Below are 21,997 nucleotides of genomic sequence, written 5' to 3'. Positions count from 1 at the left end.
CCTATATTTTTAAAAATATTTTAATTACTTTCTTGAATTAATTGTTTATTAGCGATAATTTTACTTTTTCAATCTCTAATTTTTTTCTTATGTTTTTCCTTAACGTCTTCCTCAGCTGCTTGCGCCCAATATGACATTGTCAACACTACAAAAACAAATGCTTGAATAATACCATCAAATAAATCAAAATAAAGATTAAATGCCGGCAATACCACAACACCAAATGGATTGAATGTCGAAGCTTCAGCACTAACATCAAGACCAATAATTTTTGCTCATATATTGTTTAAGAAAATTGTTGCCAATGAAACAAGAACAACTCCCCCAATGATATTTCCATATACCCGGAAAGTCATAGAAACAATTGGTGAGAAATTTGAAGCAAATTCTAATGGATTTAGCAATTTAATAATATGCTTAATTTTGTTATAAGCTATCCCAACACCAGCCGTTCCTAATCAAGACACCACTGTGGCAGCTAAAACCGCAGATAAACTCGAGCCAACCGGAGCAAAACCAACTAATGATAATATGTTTCCAAAGAACATAAACACAAATAATGATATTAAGTATGGATTTGCTTTATCAAACTTCGATTCATGTGTATCACTAAAGAAATTATCTCCGCCGATAATAGCTGTTTCAACTAGGATTAAAGCAGCATTAGGTGCCTTGTCAACTTTTTGTCGTTTTACTGCTACATAAATTAAAACTGACAAAATAAGAACAATAAAAACTAAGGATATTAATGAAAATATTTGATTACTATTAATTTCTGTCGAACCAAATCAATTAATTTTTAGTAATTTATCCATTTAGCTCCTTTCTTTTATTAACCATAGTAACAACGGCCCACACTATTGAAAAAATGGACAATAGAATATAAGGTGCTGTCATTGTGATTGTATTAAATGGAAAAAAAGCAGCATTTAAACCGGGATAGTCTTTGTGAAGGTAAGTATTAATATAAATAAAAATAGCAAATATTGCTCCATTAAAAATATTCAACGCAAAAAATATAAGAACAGAAATAAGCATCCTTATTTTATAATGTTTTTTACCTTGAACATTAATACTATTTTTCACAATTTTTAGGATCACATATACTGATAATAAAAATAATAAAAAACTAACTATACCCACTAAATACCCTAACAATAACGAGTAGTCAAAAAATGACATTGATGAAAATATTAACAACAACGCAACATTTAATGTAGTATAAGTTATTCAAATTTTTTTTCCATGTGTTTTATTCATGCTCAAGTGGTTATTTTTATATTTTAATAACCTAATGTAAAATTATATTACTTTTGAATTTTTTGTTTTTATAAATATATTCACAAAATAATGCCAAAAAATATACATCCTTAAAACCTAAAATCAAATATGAAAAAATAGTTTTTTAGCACTTTAAGTAGTAGAGTGCTAAATTGTGTTATAATTAATATATATTTAAATTAAGGAGGTCGAAATATGCATGCATCATGAACACCTGCAGAGGATAACAAAGAAGATAAAGACCCATTATTAAAATATGGTCGCAATCTTACTGAACTGGCTTTGGAAGGAAAACTAGAACCAGTTATAAATCGCGACGAAGAAATAAGATCATTAGTAAGAATCTTATCTCGCAAGACAAAAAATAACCCAGTTTTAATTGGGGAACCAGGCGTTGGAAAAACAGCAATTGTTGAAGGATTAGCTAAAAAAATCATTGATAACCAAGTGCCTGAGAATTTAAAAAATAAAAAAGTATACGAGCTTAACATTTCATCTATTGTTGCAGGAACACAATTTCGAGGTCAATTTGAGGAAAGAATTGAAGCTATTTTAAAAAGAATTAAAGATTCTAATGGCGAAATTATTCTTTTTATTGATGAAATTCATATGATCGTCGGAGCTGGTGGAACAGGCGATAGTAGTATGGATATAGGTAACATGTTAAAACCAATGATGGCAAGAGGGCAATTACACCTAATTGGCGCTACCACTCTCGACGAATACAGAAAACACATTGAAAAAGATTCTGCTCTCGAGAGAAGAATGCAAAAGATTTTTATTAATGAACCAACTATTGAGGACACCATTACCATTTTAAGGGGAATCAAAGAACGACTCGAAACTTTTCATGAGGTAAAAATCAAGGATGAGGCCCTAGTAGCCGCAGCAAACCTATCGGCCAGATATATCCAAGATCGTTTTCTACCCGATAAGGCAATAGACCTAGTAGATGAAGCCTCAGCATCTATTAAAACAGAAATGAAATATATTCCCGAGCCAATTGAAAAACTAAATTATGAAATAACTAAACTGGAGATCGAAAAGGCAGCAATAAAAAACTCTGTTGGTAAAGAAAATAACAACAATAATGACCGCATAAAACAAATAAATGAACATCTAACAAAAATCAAGGCAGAGCATAAAAAGCTGTCTAGCCAATGAGAAGAAGAAAAAAATTTAATTGCTAAACTATCCTCACTAAAAGACAATATTGAAGATTTAAAAAGACAGCTAAACACATTACAAAATGAAGGCAAATACCTTGAAGCTTCAAAAGTTATGTATGTTTTATTACCAGAACTTGATGATTCAAAAAAAGAAATTGAAAAAAAACTAACCAATTTGCCAAATCGTTTAATAAGAGAAACAATTGATGAGGAAGAAATTGCTGAGGTTGTAAGCAAATGAACTAAAATACCGGTAACAAAATTGCTTGAAAAGCAAAAAAATAAACTTCTTAAATTAAGTGAAAATCTTGCATTAAGGGTTAAGGGGCAAATAAATGCTATCAACCTAGTTTCCGAAGCTATCAAAAGAGCTAAAGCTAATATTAATGATCCTAATCGACCTATTGGTTCATTTCTATTTCTAGGGCCAACAGGTGTAGGAAAGACAGAACTTGCTAAAGCATTAGCACTCAATCTATTTGACAATGAAAACAATATTATTCGTTTAGATATGTCTGAATATATGGAAAAACATAGCATATCAAAACTAATCGGTTCGCCCCCAGGATATATTGGATATGATGATAATGGCGGCCAATTAACAGAAAAAGTAAGACAAAACCCTTATTCAATAGTTTTATTTGATGAAATTGAAAAAGCCCATGCTGATGTTCTAAATATTCTTTTGCAAATATTGGATGACGGGATACTAAGCGACAATAAAGGTCGAAAAATAAATTTTCGAAACACAATAATTATAATGACCTCAAACATTGGGTCAGAACAAATTATGACAAAAATGCCTAGCAAAGATGAAATTATAAAAATCTTGTTAACTAAGTTTAAGCCTGAATTTATTAACCGTATTGATGAAATTGTTCCATTCAATAAATTGAGTAACTCAGTCACAAAAGAAATTGTTGATTTAGAATTAAAAAAACTAGCCAACCGTATTTCGATAAATATTAAATCTGAGTTGCAATACGATCAAGGAGTTATCGACTATATTGCAGATAAGTCATATAACACAGCTTTTGGTGCTAGAGTTATTAGAAGATTTATTCAAAACAATATTGAAAATAAACTTGCAGATTTTATATTACGCAACTCAATAGAAGAAGATTCGATTATTTATCTATCAATTGCAAACAATGAAATTAAAATAGAAATAGATCATGAGGGGAATTAAAAAAATACAAGGCAATTAGCCTTGTATTTTTATATGGTACATCCTGTGGGGATCGAACCCACGACCCAGGGATTAAGAGTCCCTTGCTCTACCTGCTGAGCTAAGGATGCATTTAAAATAATACCTAATAAATTATAAACAAATATCTTTGATGATATTAAAAAAAATAATTATTTATTGCAAATAAATGTAAGACTTTTCAGGAATACAATAAATTAAACCAATTTTATTAATATTTCGCAAGGCATAAAATACTATGAAATAATTAAAAAAGTCTATTAAAAGATTAAGTTTTAATATAAAAAGCAATATAAATCATGTTTATATAATCCGAGCCTTCAATATAATATAAAAACCTACAAAATTTAGTAAAATTTTTTAGTTATATACTGATATATTTTAAGGAGTTTACTATGCTAGATGTTTGTGGGATAAGCAAAATCTTTCCAGATAAAAAATTATTTACCAATATCAATCTGAAATTCTTGCCTGGAAATGTGTATGGAATAATTGGGGCTAATGGTGTAGGAAAATCTACTTTTCTAAAAATTTTAAGTGGCGAGATCGAGGCAACTGAGGGTCAAATTATTAAAGAAAAAAATGCTCGTATGAGTGTTTTGAGCCAAAACCAGGATGAATTTAATGATTTTAATGTTACCGATGTTGTAATCATGGGCAATAAGGAACTTTATCAAATAAATATTGAAAAGAATAAAATTTATGAAAACCCTGAGGCTACAATGGAAGATTATGAAAAGGCAAGCCACTTAGAACAACTTTTTGGAGAAATGGGCGGATGAAATGCTGAAAATGATGCCCAAACTCTTCTTTCAAATTTAGGTATTGAACCTGAAAAATGAAATATGCAAATGTCTAATCTTAAAGCAAACGAGAAAGTTAAAGTTTTATTAGCAAAAGCCCTATTTGGAAATCCAGACATCTTGATCATGGACGAACCAACTAATAGATTAGATTTAAAGACTATAAAGTGATTAGAAAACTTCTTAATGGATTATCCAAATATTGTCATTGTTGTTAGTCATGATAGCGACTTTTTAGATGCAATATGTACCCATATCATTGATATCGACTATTCAGAAGCGAAGTTATTTGTTGGTAATTATTCATTTTGAAAGCAATCGAGTCAATTATTAGTTGAAATGCAACAAAAAACCAATCTAAAAAAAGAAGAGCAAGCACAAAAGTTGCGTGAATTCATTGCCAGATTTTCTGCCAATGCTTCAAAATCCAAACAAGCAACAAGCCGGAAAAAATTATTAGAAAAAATTGTAATTGATGAACTAAAACCTTCATCAAGAAAGTATCCATATATTAAATTTGAACTAAATAGATTGCCCGGAAAACAAATTTTAAATGTTCATAATTTAACATATAAAAATGAAAATGGAGACACACTATTTGAAAATGTAACTTTTTCCTTAAAACCTGGTGATAAAATGGTTATTGTAGGCAATGATGATATTGCTAAAACCAGATTCCTTGAAATATTAATGAATAGAAGAAAGCCAACTTCTGGGACTGTTGAATGAGGTATAACTATTTCTCCTAACTATTTTCCCTCAAATAATCAAGAATATTTTAATGAATCAGAAAGTATTATTGATTGATTAAGTAAATGACCATTAAATAACACTACACAAGAAACAAAAGATAACAGTGATGCTAGAATGAGAGCATTTCTGGGAAGAATGTTATTTTCTAATGATAGTGTTTTTAAAAACGTCCAAGTAACAAGTGGGGGAGAAAAGGTTAGGTTAATGATGTCTAAATTGATGCTAGAAGAAAGCAACTTTTTAATTTTTGATCAACCTCTTGATCACTTAGATTCGGAGTCAATTGATAGCTTAATTGAAGGCGTTAAATCATATAAGAGCTCATGCATTTTTACAACCTATAATCGTGCTATGATTAAAGAATGCGCGAATGTTATTCTTGAAATAAAACCAAAATCAAGTTTCTTATTTTATGGAAATCTCGACGAATATGAAGAAGCTATGGGATATTAATTAATAAAATCCGGAAATTAGTTTCCGGATTTTTAAATTTAGCTAATTGCTTCAATCTATCTCGAAATAATCATATTTTTTTTCTCTTGACTTCTTTTCTAATACCAAAAACGTTATTTTGTCTTCAAGTTCAAATTTGGTATTTTTTCTTAATGAATGACCTTTTTTTGACTCAATCCAACTTGAAAGTGTTTGATTCTTTTCCTTATCAGTTAATTGATAATCGAGATATTCATAAAGCTCCAATTGTTTTCATAGAACCTTCATTAGAACAGAACCCTTAGCTTCGCATCTTTCAAGACTAATTTCGTAGATTTGTTCATCATTGTCATATTCGTCATATATTTCGCCAACAACTTCTTCAAGAATATCCTCGATAGTAATAATACCTATTGGTTTATCATCACTGTTAGTTTCGGTAACGAAGGCCATTTGGGCGCGCGATTGTCTCAACTTTTCAAGTGCTGATGATAAGATTGAGTTAGCAGAAACTTTAGGAACAGTTTTAATATAATTTAAAATATTTCCTTTTTTAAGAAAAAATATATCCTTAAGCAACAATATGCCAATTAAATTACCATCTTTTTCAACTGGTATTCGTGAATAATTAGTTTCTCTAAACATTTTTAGTGCTTCTTGCATAGTAGCCTTAGAACTGATAAAATCCACATTTTTCATTTTAATATAATGCTGTGAAACCTTAGTTGAATCAAGATCTAAGACATTTTGGGCCATTGCAGATTCTTTAAATTCCAAAACACCCTCATCATGCGCGATATTTAATAAGTTTTTAACATCTTCCTCAGTATTGGTAATATAAATCTTCTTTCCAATTTTAGAAATAGGATATGTTATGGGAATAAATATTCAATATAACATTTCAATAAACCAATAAAATGATTTAACGGTTTTTTCTGGATAGCGCTTTGCAACCAATTTTGGCAATATTTCAGCAAATAAAACAATAATTGGTGTCATTACAATTGTTGAAATAATTGATGCCAAGCCTGCCTTAGGAGCTCCAAAGGCTTGTGTTAAAAGATAAACTAATAATGTTGAAGAACCAATATTTACCAGATTATTAGCAATCAGAATGGTTCCGAGTGTTCTATTAAAGAAATTGTGCTGTTTTAGAATTATTTTATATCTTTTTTGATTCTTTTCAATCATTGTCTCGATTTTGGCCTTGGTTAAAGAAGTATATGCTGTTTCAGTTGCGGAAAAAATTCCAGAACAAACGAGCAATATGGCTAGTAAAATTATTAATAAAGCGTAATGTCAAGGTTCGAGGTCCATCTAAATGTCTCCATACAAAAATTTAAAATATAACTATCATTAGTATTATATAATAGCAAAAATAATTATTATTTATATTTAAATATTTTATAATGTTATATTATGTTTAAATTTGAAGATGTTAGTATAGTGCAATTACCTAAAAAAATATTACGAGAAAAATCAAAAGATGTAGAAATTCCCTTATCACAAGAAAATATTGATTTGATTGAAAAAATGATTTTTCATGTCAGCGATAGTCAAAAACAAAATACAAAATTTAGACCAGCTGTCGGTGTCGCAGCTATTCAATATGGAATACCAAAAAACATATTTTATATTCTGATAGTTGATAATAATAACAATGTGATTTTTAATGATGCCATAATAAACCCAAAACTTATTGGTCACTCAGAGCATAAAATTGCCTTATCAGAAGGCGAAGGATGCCTAAGTGTTAGCGAAGATTGACCAAATCAGGAAGGCTTAGTTCCTAGATATGCAAGAGTTATTTTTGATGGATATTCATATATGGAAAAGAAATACAAAAGATTTGAAGCAAGTGGTTATAGTGCAATCGTATTTCAGCATGAATTTGACCATTTACAAGGTGGATTATTTATAGATAGAATAAATAAAAAGAGTCCATGAGCAAAAGACAAAGATTTGCAAGTTTTGTAATAGAAAAATAGGTTAGATAATAACCTATTTTTCTTATTAACCTTTTTCAAAAAATAATGGAACATCAAACTCTATTTCCTTTTGGTTATTGCCATAGTTAGGTTCGATATAAATGCCATATTGAGAATGGTATCTACCTAGTTTCTCTTTATTTGTAGATAAGGTAATAATTCTACCCTTAAATTTTATTCGTGTTGATGTTTTTCAATCTTCATTATCAAAACCCTCAATTTTTATTGGAGATGTAAATAAAATAGGGGAATAAAAATTATTAGTTTCTGTTACAAAGTTAGATACAACCGTCATTTGTTCAATGCCGTTATTTATCTTATGTGGTTCACCAAAAGCCCAAGAATAATCAATTAATTTTGATGAGTCATTTTTAATAGAAGAAAATTTATCATTAAAGTCTTGTATAAATTTTCTAAATTCCGCTTTATATCTATTAATTTTTTCATTAGAAAATTTATCTTTTACATCAATAGGTAAAAACAACTTATAAGCGACCTTATTCTTAATTGATTCAATAAATTTACTATCAAATTGGTCTTGTTTTTTCTTTATTGTTTCTTCATTGAATTGCTTTGTTTTTAATGTTGTATAAATAGGAAAATTTCTAATAACAAATTCAGTATTTGTCCCTTCTTGATGTTTAAAAACAAGATCAACAAACAATATATTTTTAGATAATGTATCAATTACAAAATTTTCAAATTCAATTTTCCATTTAACATTAGAATTTTTATTTTCAAAAATTGCATATTCACTTATTTCTTTTTGAACATTTTTTTTAAACAAAAGACTAATATTATCAGAATCACTATTATTAATAATTTTAGCCATGACACTTTCTGGAGTGCCATCAATTTTTATATCGTTGTTTATTTTTATATTAACATCTTTGTTTTTATTATTATTTGAATTAAATGAGTATTTTTTAACACTATTAAACCAATAAATAAGTGCTTTTTTAGGTTTTGTAAGTTGTATACTAACTGTTGCAATAATAACAGAAGAAAGCAAACCACCTGAAAGTGACCAAAATAATATTTTTCTTATCTTCTTTGCTTTCGTTAGACGTTGAGCAACTTTTTTATGTTTTAATTGGTCTTCAAAGCTAACATCCTTGTCAATCGAATCAACCCAATCAAATTCCAAATCTTTGTTATCTTTTTTCATTAATCCCCAAATTCAAATTCCGTTGTTTTTTCATCAGTATCAACTAAACCAAACTCATCAATTATATTATCCGGTGTATTCTCTATCTTTTTAAAATCAACCTGTTTTTCCTGATCTGCTCTAACATTAGTTTCTTTTAATTCTTCAAATTCAAAATCATTTTCTTCAACACTAGATAATCCTAATAATTCAATATTATTAAACTCATCCGTCTCATTGTTTATCTTGTTGGAATTTATTTTAAAATCATTAATTTCAGTTTTTGAGATAGTTTCATCATTTTCTTGATCAATTATATAGGTATCATCTTCCGAAAAATCAGATGATAAATTATTTAATGAAACTTCACTATCTTCGAATTCTTCATGTGTATTTTCATTTAAATTCATAATAACATCGGAAGAATAATCTTCATTATCCTGAGCAACTTCCAAATCATCTTGCTTAAATTGTTCTACCTTAAAATCATCAGTAAGAGAGTCAATATCATCTGTCTCATCTGGATGAATTTCCAAATAATTATTTTGTTCTTCGAATTCATCAATTTCAACCGCTATTTGATTATGATTATCCATTTCTGCGACATAAAAATCATCGACGTCATCAATATGATCATTCCTTTTTGCTGTTTCATCACCTGTTTTTATATTATTTTCTTTCAAACTAACAATATTATTATCTTTTAGTTTAGTTTCTATATTCATATCTTCTTCTCCAGATTGAGGAATAAAATTAACTTCTTTATATTCTTTTAATTCATACATATTATTTTTTTGTAATTCTATAATAGCTTGATTTTCTACTTGTTGTTGTGATATCAATGCTTCTAAATATGCAAATATCTTATTTTTAATAATTGGCCATTCAATTTCAGAAATAGTAATAATTGGATATTCCTTAGATTCAAGAAACTTAATATTGTCTCTAAAAATAAGATATTTACGATAATCATTCTTATATAAAAAATTATCTAAAATAAATCCTTGAATAAGCTTGTTGTTAAGCTTATTAATTAAAACAATATCGATGGTTTTAGTTCCAACAGAGTAATCTGTTTGAAATTGAAGGTTTTTGTCATCAATAAAATTGCGAAGTTCATCTAGTACATCAACCTTGAATTTAATATCTTCGGGTAATGAAATAATTTTAGTAGCCAAAAAATCTTCAACCTCATCTAAATAATTTTTTTGCTCATCAATTGATAAGTCAAGAAATTTTAATCATTCCTTAAATACTATCATGTCAGCTGTTGATCGATCTGTAATTTCAATATCATCGGCATAAATCGATTTAACAACAAAGACCTTTTCTTTAGCACGTGATATTGCCACATTAAGAGCATTTTTCCCGCCTTTTCTTGCAACGTATGTGTTATATAAAGCAGTATTTTTATCATACACAACTGACATAATAACCAAATCAGCTTCATCGCCTTGGATATTTTCAATATTTTTCAAAACAACTTTTTCACTATTTAGAGCATCTTCTAATTCTGGATCATTTCCGAATATTCTATTAAATAGATATTCTTGTTGTTTAACATTAAAAACTAAAATGATTATTTTGTTATATTTTTCAAGATTTTGCTTGCATAATTCAATAACCTTTTCACCCTCAGCAACATTCATGCTATTATCCCAAGTTCCATCAACTTGAAAAACCTCAATTGCTTTTTCATTAGAAACCGATAGTTCATAGTTATCAATAACATCAAGTTTTGATTCATAAAAATGCTTTGATGAAAAAGTCATTAATGTCGCCTTTTTAGAACGGTAATTTTTATCTAATAGCAGTGAATAAACACCTCTTGCCCTAGCATAATCTAGCAACGATTCAATATTGCCAAAGTCATCTTCTTCATCAAAACTATATGTCGCAGAGAATCATCTTGTGGGTTGCATTTGTTGGCTATCACCGGCAAGAATTTTTCGCTTTGCTAAATATAAAATTGGAATGCCCTTTTCAATAAACATTTGCGATGATTCATCAAGAATAGCAAAATCAAATTCTTGTTTAGATCACATCGACAAATCAAGTTCAGGAGTAGTGATAATTATTGGAAATAATATCTTAATCATCTCCTTATGTTTGTGAAAAAACTTGTAAGGCTTTAAATGGCCAGTTCTTATAGCCATAGCAAAGGAAGTATATTGCATTTTTTGCTCATCACTAAAATTGGTCATCCGATCAAATGTTTTTTCAAGAAGCATCTTAACAATATTTTTATCATCATTTAAATAATTGGTTTTTTTGTTGAGAATTTTTTTATATTGTTTTTCAAAATTAGTAATTTCTTCAAATGAAACAAGATTTACATATTTAAGCGCCTCATCAATATCAATAGTCATTAAACTTTGATCATTCGATATTATTTCCGCCATGTTTTTAATTATTTTAGGAATAATACTAAAAATAGTGCATTTCTTATTAAAATTTTTTTCATATAGTTTTTTTATAATTAACTTCTTATCACTAAATTCGCAACATTGATTATATTTAAGATTATGATCCATTTTTTTAAGGTTTTCATATGTTTGTACACTAAAATTACCATTCATTACCGCGCTATAAAAATTAATGATATTATCTATATTTTTAGTTTGCTTAATTAAATTTACATTATCAACATAACTTTCATCTTCATCGCTAAAAACACTAAGACCTTCTTCAGCATTTGAATTTTCATAATTTTCTAACAAATGAATAAATTCACGCAATGGCTTGTAAAAATTCTCAGGTCTCAGATTTTTATCATTTAATGCAAATAAGCAAAAAATAGAAAGCTTTTTTAGCCTGCTACGTAAAACGTCTAATGCCGCTTTCTTTTGACTTACAACTAAAGCAGTGTAGCCTCTTGTCATAATATTAGTTATTAAATTAGAAATAGTTTGTGATTTCCCTGTCCCAGGAGGACCTCAAATAATTGTATCCTGATATAGTGACGAGATTGTTGCAACATCCTGAGAAAAATTAGTTTCTTGAATTTTAAAAAGCTTAAATTTGTTATCAAAAATTACTCTATTAACCTTTTCACGATATAAATTCTTATTAAAATTTGGATTTAAAATCTCATCGAACTCATCATTTTCAATAATTTTTTTCATTTGATTTCACAAATATCCTGACGAAACATTATAAAAACCAAGAACTATTCCGGGATAAAATTCTATTGAGCTATTTTCAATATTTTCAATTGTTAAATTTTTAATACCTTCTTTCAAAGTTAAGGGCATATTGAAGAGTGGTTTTCAAGCATTTTTAAAACTTTCGAATACTTCACGAATTGATAGGTTATTAAAATCAAATGAGTCAACATTGAGTGAAAAGCCTTCTTGATTCAAAAACGTGACTAGCTTGCTATTTACTCTTATGTCAGAACTAGAACTTAAGGTTACTAATGAATTTTTAACTTCAACTAATATCTCTTTAAAAAATAATGGAGCATAAATTGTTTTATTTTCTGTTTTTATTGATATATAGAAAAAGCCTATATGCAAAGGCCAAATATTGGTTTCAATATTGATATTTTGCGCTTTATTTAAAATTTTCTTTCACTTAACAACTGATTTTTGAAACTCCGTTTCCTGACTAGCAACAATAATGGCTTTTGCTTTTTCAAAATTTGTACCAAGCATCTTAAATAAATTTTCTGGAATTCGTTTATTATAGTCTTCAAAAATAGCAATTACTTCATTCTTATTTTTAGCTTCATAAACCTTTGTTGCAATCATCCGATTTGCAATATCAGAAATCGTGCAATTTATATTAAAATTATTGTATATATGATCAAAAGTTTCTTCACCGAAATTTTTTAACACATCAAAATATTTTTCGTTATCAATTGAACTGTACAATGAAGAATCAAAGGTATCAATATTTAGCAGATTAGCCATTAACATTTGATATTTGGTATTGTTATTCATTTTAATTTACCTCATTAATTAAGTGCTCTATGTGTTTGGCTACATTACCAACTACAAAAGAAATAGTTTTACTTTGAATTGCAACTCCGGTTATACCATCAAGATTTTTTAATTGCGGTATAGCAATCTTGGTCTTATCAAAAAAATTAATTTTTAAAATTTTTTGTGTAGCTGATACCGATTTAATATTTTCTTTTCCACCTAATAGCGAAACAAATACATCAAAATTAAAACTTAATTTAGTTTCCTTTGAGAGATAATTCTTGGGTTTGGTTTGTCTAAATCTTTTCTTTCAATAAATTAAAATAAATCCAAAAGTAACTATGATTAAAAAGATATATAAAAATTTGTTTTTTGGGTTCATATTAACACCTTTTTCACTTAAAAATTTCTACTTTTAAATTATATTTTAATTTAAAATTAATATCAAAAAAACATTTAATTAATAGTAATTTTCAACAAAGATATCAAATAAAATTTATTAATTATTTTTTCAACTTAATTTAAGCATAAAAAAGTTATAATGTTGGATTATTAAATAATAAATTATTTAATATGATATTTTTAAAAAAGTTATAAAATTTATACAAGAATTTATTAAAAAAGAAGGCACAAAATGGACAAAAAAAGAGTTTTAAGTGGAATTACGGCTACAGGAAAATTAACCATAGCAAACTATATTGGAGCAATAAAAAATATGGTTAAATTGCAAGAAAATTATGATAGCTATATATTTATCGCTGATCTCCATGCTCTAACCCTCCCTATTGAACCACATATCCTTGAAGAAAATCGTAAAAATATATACGCTTTATTTATTGCCTGTGGAATTGATCCTGAAAAATCGACCCTTTTTTTTCAATCAGATGTTATGGAACACGGTTTAATGAACTGGTTAATTTTAACAAATACAACTATTGGTGAATTATCCAGAATGACTCAATTTAAAGATAAATCTCAAAAAGTAAAAAGTTCAAATGGTATGGAAACAATTCCAACAGGACTTTTAATGTATCCAACATTGATGGTTGCTGATATTCTCTTATATGATGCTGATTTAGTGCCTGTCGGAATTGATCAGAAGCAGCATGTTGAATTAACAAGAAATATAGCTCAAAGACTAAATAATAAATTCAATATTAAATTCAAGGTTCCTGAGCCATATATACCGGAAGTTGGGGCAAAAATTATGTCACTAGTTGACCCAACTAAAAAAATGTCAAAATCAGATGCAAATGAAAAATCAGCAATTTATTTATTGGACGATCCTGAATTAGGATATAAAAAAATAATGAAAGCAGTTACTGATTCTGAAGGAAAAATTTACATCTCAGACGATAAGCCGGGCATTAAAAATTTATTATCAATTTATTCTTCACTTAAAGATATAGACTTAAGGGAAGCTGAACAACATTTCAAAGAAAAAAATTATGGTGAATTAAAGCAAGAAGTGGGCACCTTAGTTAAAGATTTTTTAACTAAAATTCAATCAAAATACAATGAAGTAATAAAAGATATCGAAAAAAAAGCACAAAAGGGAGCACAAAAGGCTTCAAAAACTGCTTCAATTACTCTTAAAAAATTTATGAAAGGCCTAGGTTTAAATAATGAAATCAAATAATAAATTAAATCACTCAACTAGTCATCTATTAGCTGCAGCAATTTTAAAAATGTATCCAAATACAAAACTGGCAATTGGTCCTGCTATCGAGGAGGGTTTTTACTATGACTTTGAATTTGAAAATCCAATTTTTGAATCAGACTTACCTCGAATTGAAAAAACAATGAAAAAACTAGCTGAACAAGGTTATGAAATGAAAAAAGTCGAAAAAGACTTTTTCTCTTTTGAGAATCAACCCTACAAGCAAGAATTATATGATAAATTCGTAAATGAAAAAAAAGAAATAACCTTCTTTCAATTCAAACACCCAAAAACTAATGAAATTTTATTCACAGATCTTTGCGCCGGTGGGCATATCGAAAATACTAAAGAAATTAAGCATTTTAAGTTGCTATCAATTGCAGGGGCCTATTGAAAGGGTAATTCTAATAACAAAATGCTAACAAGAATCTATGGTACTTCGTGAGAAACTAAACAAGAACTTGATGATTACATAGAAATTCTAAAAGAAAGAAGGGAAAGAGACCACCGCAAAATAGGCAAGGATCTAAACCTTTTTATGTTTAGCCAACTGTCAGGCCAAGGTTTCCCAATTTGACTCGAAGATGGAATGAAAATTCATAATTCAATCCAAAGATATGTTTTAAAGTTAGATAAAAAATTTGGTTTCACCGAGGTTTTAACTCCCCACTTTGGAGAAAAAAAATTATATGAAATAAGTGGTCACTGATCACATTATCAAGACGTTATGTTTAGTCCTATATTGATGGATAATGAAACTCTTGTGGCACGCCCTATGACTTGTCCGCATCATATAATCTTATTTAATTCAACAAGACGTTCATATCGTGATTTACCTATACGATATTCTGAACAATCTAGGTTGTACCGCTATGAAAAATCAGGTGCCCTTTCTGGATTAGAAAGAGTTAGATCTATGGATTTAACCGAAGGACATATTTTTGTTAGACCAGACCAAATTAAATCTGAATTTAAACACCTTTATAAAATGATTCTACAGGCACTCAAGGATTTTAAAATTGAAATAGACCATGTTTCGCTTTCTTTAAGAGACCCAAATGATGAAGAAAAATTCTTTAAGGATGATCAAATGTGAAACAAAGCCGAAAATGACCTTCGTGAAGTATTAAGGGAATTAAACATTGAATACAAGGAATTTATAGGTGAAGCAGCTTTTTATGGTCCAAAGGTCGATTTTCAAGTCAGAACTGCGTTAAATAGAATAATAACAATGTCAACACTTCAACTTGATTTCTTGCTCCCTCATAGATTTAACATGAAGTTTGTTAATGATAATGAAGAATTTGAAACACCTGTTTTAATTCATCGTGGCTTAATTGGAACTTATGAAAGATTTATCGCTACATTATTGGAACAAACCAAAGGTATTCTACCGTTTTGATTAAGTCCAAGACAAGTTACAATAATGCCAATTGTAAGTGATTTAAATGATTATTGTCAATCTCTATTTGAGGAATTTTTGGATTTAGATTTTAATGTTAATGTTGACTTAAGAAACGAAAGAATAAATAAAAAAATTCGTGATGCACAAATTCAAAAATCTAAATTTATAGTTATTATCGGACGCCAAGAGGTTGAAAATAACAAATTAGCTGTAAGAGAATATGGCAGCGAAAAAACCGAAATATATTCAAAAGAAGAATTTATAACCAAATTATCAATGCTGAAACGCGAATTAAAATAATTTAAAAAGTTAGGTAGCCCTAACTTTTTTAAAAATTTTTACTTTTTATATATCTAATTTAGATTATAGCCTTTACACGTAATACAATTAAAATAATGTTAACAATAATTAATAATGTTAATATTGTGAATAAAGCAAGGAAAGCTCTTTTTTCACGTCATAAACCAAGTTTTTTATTGTGAGGCATTGCTTTGCATGATGAACATGAGCTCATTGCTTCTTCAGCAAAACCTGTAATAATGTATTCATGAGTCATTGATGAATTGCCTTCGTTTTCTAAATGAAATGAAACAACTAATGTATTGCCTAACTGTTTAACCTTTTCAATAATTGTTATGTATTTTGAAAATGATTTAACATCAAGAGCCGAAACTTGTGAAGCCTTTCTTGTTTCAATATTTTCAACATAAAAAGTTGTTTGTGATGCTTCTGCTTCTAAATCGATCATAGGGGTAGTTTTCATCTTTTTAACTGGCATTGGTTTATCCACCAAATCCTCCTTTTCAATATATTCAATAGCCTTTTCATTTTCAACTTTAACTTCTAATATTTTTTCAATTATGTTACGAGCTTTCTTTATATCAACACTTCCACGGTAGGCCCCGTCTTGATGAAATCACACACGAGTATCATTTTTTGATTTTTCACTAACTCTAATAAATTCTGAAACAGCATCAACAAATTCAGTAAAATTACCTGAAATTTTTTGATTTGCTTTTTTGAAATTAAATGACACTTTTTTATCATCACCAATCTTTTCAGAAATGTAATATCTTTCTAGTTTACTTTTGGTCATTATTTCCTTTCTATTGTTTTATATTTTATATAATATTATGCTTTAATTATAGACAAAAAAAATAATTTAATTCATTTATATAAACAATTTTTATTTTTTTAAGATACTAAATACTAAAAAAGCAATCATTTTCAATAAACAAGCAATGTTTTAGCAATACTTCTTATAAGAACATCAAACTAAAATTCAAGACGTTTATTATTTAATAATTCAACAATTTTTTCAACATTTTCAGGAGTTATTATAGGCTTTAATTGGCGCTTTGCATCATTCATAAAACTTGATAAATCTTTGAGTTTAGAGAAGCCTAAATATCCTGGATAATTATTAATATCAATTTTATCGATATCTTCAAATATTAAAATTCCAATCACTGGAAGATTATTAGGAAGTAAAGGGAGTAAATTATCAATATTTTTATTCAAATCCCAAAATAAGTTATTAATACAATATTTGGCTTTGGGCGTAGTTAAAAACCATTCACGATTATTATAATCACCTTCAACTAGCATAGCATTATCTTTTATATTTTTAATAACAAAAAGACCATAGCTATTTATGATTAGGGCACCACTAATAAAGGAGTCAAATTTTTCAGGTCTATATTTACCTTCCTTTATATATTTCGTGTTAGGTATAAACCTACTTATTTTCTTAATTTCGGTGTTTAGATCAACTTTATTAATTTCACTTTCTTCATTTTGCATTTCACTTCTTTTTTTGTTTTTGAAATGTCTTATAATAAAAATTAAGTCAATGATTAATATTATTGCTAACATTGTGTAAATAACAATCAACAACACCACAGCTTGTTTTTCCATTTATAAATTTCTCCTTAGACCAAAATGTGTCTTTTTTGTTTTTTATCAAGTTCACGAAAATTGGGGATAAATGATTCTAACAAATCCCGAAATGCTTTTGAGTGATTTGGATGAATTATATGGCAGATCTCATGATAGGCAACATATCTTATTATTTCTTCACTAAAATGAATTAATTTATTGCATATGCTTATCCTATGCGTCCTTATATTTATTGAAGCTCAAGATGTATTTTTTTTCATAACAATAAATTTTAGATTGCATTCCTCACCAACAATTTTTTTATATGCCTCATCAGCATAAAACTTAAATACGGCAATTAGTTTTTTATTCAATTGATCATTTACATAAGTTTCAGCTAACAAAGGAGTTATTTTTTTAGAGATTTTTATTGACTCAAATTTTTCATCATCAAAAATGATAAGATTTTCTTTTATTTTAAAATTAACTTTTTTGCCTAAGTAATAAAATGTTTTCTTATTATAATCAACACCAAGAAAATATTGATTATCAATATTGATTTTTTGAGTTATTTTTAATATTGTTTCATCCACAAATCTTCAGCATTCCTTAGAGCATAATTTTATAATTGAACCTTGCAAAACATAATAATTATTTTCTTGCAATAGCAAAAAGGAATTATCGTAAGTATAATAAAGTTTTATTAAATATTTTTCTTTATTTATTATTCTATAAACAGTCATATTAGGGCTTTTCATATAAAAATATTTTAATAAATTAAAATAAATAATGTGTAATTATTAAAAAAAGTAACAAAAAACAAAAATAGTAACTAAATACAAAAAAATATTGCGTTTTTATGTAAAATTAGTATGCTAATTATTTTTTTTAGCAAGAAAGGCAAAAAAATGGCAAACATTAAATCAAAACAAAAAGCAATATTATCTAACGAAAAAGCTAACGCACGTAACTCAGCTATTAAATCAACTGTAAAGACTGCTATCAAAAAAGCTAAATTAGCAGCAACATCACAAGATGAAAAAGCAGCTGAATTAGTTGCTAAAGCACACCATGAAATTGATAAAGCTGTTTCAAAGGGTGTTTTACACCAAAATAATGGTGCAAGAAAAGCTAGCCGTTTAGATGCATTTATTGCTAAATCAAAGAATTAATTCTTAATAAATAATTTTTTAAAAACCGGAAAATTCCGGTTTTTATTTTTTTGCATATTTATTAATCTTAATATGCTTTTCTTTTTTAATATTAAAGACAATTACATATTCGCCTTTAATTGGCTCATTTTCTAATAATTTAATAATTTCATTTGGAGTCCCGCGATAATCTTTTTCAAAAAGTTTAGTTAACTCTTTGCATAAGTAAATATCAACTTTTTTAGAAAAAACTTCATCAAAATCTTTTAATGTACTTATTAGCTTATATGGCGATATATACGCCACATAAACACCCTCATTAATTTTTTTTAACTGATTAATTCTCTCGCCACTTTTATCTTTCAAAAAACCAATAAAGTTAAATGTAGATCCAAAGTTAGATTTTATGAATGCATGAGTAAATGCAGTAACTCCCCCTATAACATCAACAAAAATTCCATTTTTATTCGCTTCACTAATTAAATTAAAACCAGGATCAGAAATGCAAGGCATACCAGCATCAGAAATTAAAGCAACTTTTTTCCCAGATAATATATAGGAAATAACACGGGGAGCCAATTCTTTCTCATTAAACTTATGATAAGAAATCAATTTTTTGCCTGTTATTTTAAAATTATTTAATAACTTCTTACTTACTCTTATATCTTCGCACAAGATAATTTCGACTTCATTTAGAATTCTAATAGCGCGCAAGGTTATATCTTCTAAGTTTCCAATAGGGGTTCCAACGATATAAATTTTAAACTCCATAGAACTCCTCTAATTTCAACAATAAAATAGCCTTTTGTAGATTAAAGTTTGCTGCATTTTTTAGATTTACTTTAGTTTCTTGAAGAACACATAATATTTTATAAATAGGAACATAATCAAATGATGTTGGTTGTATTTTATAATCATTCAAGATTAGTAAATCATTAAATCCTTTTTTTACTTTATATATATCCATAAATGCCATGATCATAAAATTTATGATTGCTTCCTTATTATCATAATTAAAATGACTAATAATTTTAACTAATAATTTTTGTGGCTCTTTATTGGAATTAACTATTGACTTGCTTAATTCTGTAAAAATAGGAATAATGTCTTCATTATATTCACTATTTGTATGAACAAAAAAATTCTTAAATGGCTTAAATTCATTAATATCTCTTGTATTTAAGGTATTATTTAATTCAATAATGAATGCACGTGATTTAATTGTACTTATAACCTGAGAAATATAATTACAAGACATTAAAACAACGGTGTTTTGGGGTGGATTTTCTAAAAACTTTAAGAGACTATTAAGTGATTGCTGTGTACCATTTTCGACAGTGTCAATTATTAGTATTTTTTTCTTATTTTTAGATAACAACGATGTTTCAGTTGTTTCATTCATAACATCAAGAATATTTTCTTTGCCAATTGTATTTTTTCTTCCATCCACATAAAAATAAATATCGCCTAGTTTAATGTCGCTAATTTTTTCAAAACATTCACCATTAACATTATTAATAAAATATAAAAAATATTCATCAAAACTTTTAATATTTTTTGATGAAAATAAATAAACTTGCCCTAATTTTTGCTCTAAGAGAGAGTTATCAATTATTTTTTTAAAAACAAAATCAATCATTATAAAATATTTTCTTTTTTAAGAATTTCTAAAACTTTCTCATATAAATCAATAATAGAACAATTTGCATCAATAACACGGTATCTAGAGCGGTTTTTTGCAATAACCTTATTATAAGCCTCTCGCAAAGAAAAATAATATGATACATCGGAAGTCTCGAATCTATCCATTCCTTCACGCATCTTAGTAATTCTTTCAACCGATACAGAAGGTTCAAGATCAAAAAATATTATTAAATCAGGTTCAGTTTTATTTGTTGCTATTTGGTTAATTATTTCCACTTTTTCCAAGCCAGCATCACCTAAAACTCCTTGATAAACATATGATGATGTTGTATAACGATCTGTAATTACATGTTTTTCTTCCTGCAAGGCAGGCCATATACCTTTTTCAAGGTTTAGGCGTCTACTTGTTGCAAAAAGCAAAGCATCAACCATCGAGCTAAATGAATTTTCATTATCAAGAATTAATTGTCGAATGTGTTCAGCCTCTTTTGAAAAAGCAGATCCTGGTTCTCTAGTAAATACAAAATTATCAATTAATCCATCCTTAATAAGATCATTCTTTAGCATTTGAATAATAGTTGTTTTTCCAGATCCGTCCATTCCTTCAAAAGCAATAAATTTACCTGTTCGACCCATAAATACTCCTACACCTTTTTCTTGTTTAATATTGACTGTTTTAACGAAATCGGATCGGCGGCATCGATTGACATTCCAAAAGGAATACCAACAGATAGCTGATACAGATCCTTATTTTTTAATTCATCTCGTATCTTTTTCTCAAGAAATTTCATTGTTATTTGGCCATTTATATCAGTATTTAAAGCTAAAATAATTTCATCATTTTTTGATGCTACACTTAATAAATGGTTGATTTTTTTAGTTGTTTCATTACTAATTTGTTTAGTATTGATATATTCATTAAAAACAAAATATTTGCCTTTTTCAATGTCCAACTGCTCAATTTTTTCAATATCATTGTTATCTTGGACTACAAAAAGTTTTTTACCTCTTTTTTTATCTAAGCAAATATCACAAATATCCTTAGTAGTATATGCTAAGCATTGTGTACACTTCTTGGTTTGCTTTTGTAAGTCTATAATATCCAAAAACAATGTACTTGTGTATTCTGGATTAACCTCAAGAAAATAAGTCACAATTTTGCCTGCCTGCTTTTTTGAAATACCAGGTATCATCTTTAGAGCTTCAACGATTTTATCTCTAAGTTGTAAATTCATTAAAATGGTAACCCGCTATTTGAATACTTTGTCCCAATTTCATCATATGCAGCTTCAATTTTTTCAAGAGCCTCATTAACTGCAAGCATAACTAAATCCTGTATTAATTCAGGATCCTCAGGATCTATTAATGCTTCATTTATAATAATCTCTGTAATTTTTCTTTGGCCACTCATTGTAACCTTGATTCCTTGCTTTTCAACAACAAACTTTTGTTGAGCAACAGCTTGCTCATCCTTTTCCATTTCTCCTTGAATTCTCTTTGCATTCTTTAACATTTCATTAATGTTCATAATAATTCTCCTTACTTTTTTTAAT

At 27.8% G+C, this 21,997-nt stretch carries 20 protein-coding genes and 1 tRNA gene; 6 read left to right on the top strand and 15 right to left on the bottom strand.

The window, feature by feature from the left end:
• Positions 1 to 20 precede the first annotated feature (20 nt).
• Both ACT1UH_RS00615 and ACT1UH_RS00610 read right to left on the bottom strand, forming a co-directional pair.
• Positions 21 to 815, bottom strand: coding sequence for a F0F1 ATP synthase subunit A (locus tag ACT1UH_RS00615; RefSeq protein WP_438340701.1), 795 nt, complete (start codon positions 813 to 815; stop codon positions 21 to 23).
• Positions 808 to 1,260: a hypothetical protein gene (locus ACT1UH_RS00610; RefSeq protein WP_438340700.1), complete on the bottom strand. Its 453-nt coding sequence runs from the start codon at positions 1,258 to 1,260 to the stop codon at positions 808 to 810. The genes ACT1UH_RS00615 and ACT1UH_RS00610 overlap by 8 nt, the downstream gene beginning before the upstream one ends.
• A gap of 216 nt (positions 1,261 to 1,476) precedes the next feature.
• Between ACT1UH_RS00610 and ACT1UH_RS00605 the strand changes: the two genes are divergently transcribed.
• Positions 1,477 to 3,639 (top strand): ATP-dependent Clp protease ATP-binding subunit, encoded by a 2,163-nt coding sequence (locus ACT1UH_RS00605; RefSeq protein ID WP_444705051.1) that lies wholly within the window; start codon positions 1,477 to 1,479, stop codon positions 3,637 to 3,639.
• A gap of 34 nt (positions 3,640 to 3,673) precedes the next feature.
• On the opposite strand, the gene ACT1UH_RS00600 is transcribed toward ACT1UH_RS00605, so the two are convergent.
• Positions 3,674 to 3,749 (bottom strand) — tRNA-Lys (locus ACT1UH_RS00600).
• Positions 3,750 to 4,052: 303 nt separating this feature from the next.
• Between ACT1UH_RS00600 and ACT1UH_RS00595 the strand changes: the two genes are divergently transcribed.
• A complete protein-coding gene (locus ACT1UH_RS00595) occupies positions 4,053 to 5,666 on the top strand; it encodes an ABC-F family ATP-binding cassette domain-containing protein (RefSeq protein WP_444705050.1) in 1,614 nt (537 codons plus the stop codon).
• A 42-nt stretch (positions 5,667 to 5,708) separates the two neighbouring features.
• Here ACT1UH_RS00595 and ACT1UH_RS00590 read toward each other — a convergent pair whose 3' ends face one another.
• Positions 5,709 to 6,962: a hemolysin family protein gene (locus ACT1UH_RS00590; RefSeq protein WP_438340697.1), complete on the bottom strand. Its 1,254-nt coding sequence runs from the start codon at positions 6,960 to 6,962 to the stop codon at positions 5,709 to 5,711.
• A 102-nt stretch (positions 6,963 to 7,064) separates the two neighbouring features.
• On the opposite strand from ACT1UH_RS00590, the gene def reads away from it, so the two are divergent.
• On the top strand, positions 7,065 to 7,622 hold the full coding sequence (def, locus tag ACT1UH_RS00585; RefSeq protein ID WP_438340696.1) for a peptide deformylase: 558 nt from the start codon (positions 7,065 to 7,067) through the stop codon (positions 7,620 to 7,622).
• Positions 7,623 to 7,658: 36 nt separating this feature from the next.
• On the opposite strand, the gene ACT1UH_RS00580 is transcribed toward def, so the two are convergent.
• The 3 genes from ACT1UH_RS00580 to ACT1UH_RS00570 are packed head-to-tail and all read right to left on the bottom strand — an operon-like array spanning position 7,659 to position 13,088.
• Complete coding sequence (locus ACT1UH_RS00580) at positions 7,659 to 8,801, bottom strand: hypothetical protein (RefSeq protein ID WP_444705049.1); 1,143 nt, start codon at positions 8,799 to 8,801, stop codon at positions 7,659 to 7,661.
• On the bottom strand, positions 8,801 to 12,724 hold the full coding sequence (locus tag ACT1UH_RS00575) for an AAA domain-containing protein (protein WP_444705048.1): 3,924 nt from the start codon (positions 12,722 to 12,724) through the stop codon (positions 8,801 to 8,803). The genes ACT1UH_RS00580 and ACT1UH_RS00575 overlap by 1 nt, the downstream gene beginning before the upstream one ends.
• A gap of 1 nt (position 12,725) precedes the next feature.
• Positions 12,726 to 13,088: a hypothetical protein gene (locus ACT1UH_RS00570; RefSeq protein ID WP_438340693.1), complete on the bottom strand. Its 363-nt coding sequence runs from the start codon at positions 13,086 to 13,088 to the stop codon at positions 12,726 to 12,728.
• A gap of 252 nt (positions 13,089 to 13,340) precedes the next feature.
• Here ACT1UH_RS00570 and trpS point away from each other — a divergent pair, with 252 nt between their 5' ends.
• Positions 13,341 to 14,345 carry a tryptophan--tRNA ligase gene (trpS, locus tag ACT1UH_RS00565; RefSeq protein WP_444705047.1) on the top strand — a complete coding sequence of 335 codons (1,005 nt, stop codon included), beginning with the start codon at positions 13,341 to 13,343 and terminating at the stop codon, positions 14,343 to 14,345.
• Positions 14,332 to 16,071: a threonine--tRNA ligase gene (thrS, locus tag ACT1UH_RS00560; protein WP_444705046.1), complete on the top strand. Its 1,740-nt coding sequence runs from the start codon at positions 14,332 to 14,334 to the stop codon at positions 16,069 to 16,071. The genes trpS and thrS overlap by 14 nt, the downstream gene beginning before the upstream one ends.
• A gap of 58 nt (positions 16,072 to 16,129) precedes the next feature.
• Here thrS and ACT1UH_RS00555 read toward each other — a convergent pair whose 3' ends face one another.
• From ACT1UH_RS00555 to ACT1UH_RS00545, 3 genes are all read right to left on the bottom strand, one after another.
• A complete protein-coding gene (locus ACT1UH_RS00555) occupies positions 16,130 to 16,867 on the bottom strand; it encodes a hypothetical protein (RefSeq protein WP_438340690.1) in 738 nt (245 codons plus the stop codon).
• Positions 16,868 to 17,046: 179 nt separating this feature from the next.
• Complete coding sequence (locus ACT1UH_RS00550; protein WP_444705045.1) at positions 17,047 to 17,688, bottom strand: hypothetical protein; 642 nt, start codon at positions 17,686 to 17,688, stop codon at positions 17,047 to 17,049.
• Positions 17,689 to 17,702: 14 nt separating this feature from the next.
• Positions 17,703 to 18,407: a YgjP-like metallopeptidase domain-containing protein gene (locus tag ACT1UH_RS00545; RefSeq protein WP_444705044.1), complete on the bottom strand. Its 705-nt coding sequence runs from the start codon at positions 18,405 to 18,407 to the stop codon at positions 17,703 to 17,705.
• A gap of 150 nt (positions 18,408 to 18,557) precedes the next feature.
• On the opposite strand from ACT1UH_RS00545, the gene rpsT reads away from it, so the two are divergent.
• Positions 18,558 to 18,821, top strand: coding sequence for a 30S ribosomal protein S20 (rpsT, locus tag ACT1UH_RS00540; RefSeq protein ID WP_438340687.1), 264 nt, complete (start codon positions 18,558 to 18,560; stop codon positions 18,819 to 18,821).
• Between the two features lie 42 nt (positions 18,822 to 18,863).
• Here rpsT and rsmI read toward each other — a convergent pair whose 3' ends face one another.
• The 5 genes from rsmI to ACT1UH_RS00515 are packed head-to-tail and all read right to left on the bottom strand — an operon-like array spanning position 18,864 to position 21,972.
• Positions 18,864 to 19,571 (bottom strand): 16S rRNA (cytidine(1402)-2'-O)-methyltransferase, encoded by a 708-nt coding sequence (gene rsmI, locus ACT1UH_RS00535; RefSeq protein ID WP_444705043.1) that lies wholly within the window; start codon positions 19,569 to 19,571, stop codon positions 18,864 to 18,866.
• Positions 19,561 to 20,439, bottom strand: a complete 879-nt coding sequence (locus ACT1UH_RS00530; RefSeq protein WP_444705042.1) for a hypothetical protein — start codon at positions 20,437 to 20,439, stop codon at positions 19,561 to 19,563. The genes rsmI and ACT1UH_RS00530 overlap by 11 nt, the downstream gene beginning before the upstream one ends.
• Complete coding sequence (gene tmk / locus ACT1UH_RS00525) at positions 20,439 to 21,080, bottom strand: dTMP kinase (RefSeq protein ID WP_438340684.1); 642 nt, start codon at positions 21,078 to 21,080, stop codon at positions 20,439 to 20,441. The genes ACT1UH_RS00530 and tmk overlap by 1 nt, the downstream gene beginning before the upstream one ends.
• 8 nt (positions 21,081 to 21,088) lie before the next feature.
• On the bottom strand, positions 21,089 to 21,679 hold the full coding sequence (locus ACT1UH_RS00520; protein WP_438340683.1) for a toprim domain-containing protein: 591 nt from the start codon (positions 21,677 to 21,679) through the stop codon (positions 21,089 to 21,091).
• A complete protein-coding gene (locus tag ACT1UH_RS00515) occupies positions 21,679 to 21,972 on the bottom strand; it encodes a YbaB/EbfC family nucleoid-associated protein (protein ID WP_444705041.1) in 294 nt (97 codons plus the stop codon). Before ACT1UH_RS00515 ends, ACT1UH_RS00520 begins: the two co-directional genes overlap by 1 nt.
• Between the last annotated feature and the right edge of the window lie 25 nt (positions 21,973 to 21,997).

The sequence above is a fragment of the Mycoplasma sp. 332 genome, assembly GCF_052378275.1.
Lineage (GTDB): Bacteria > Bacillota_I > Bacilli_A > Mycoplasmatales > Metamycoplasmataceae > Metamycoplasma.
Note: the sequence above shows the minus strand (reverse complement) of the source record. Positions and strands in the feature narration are given on the sequence as shown.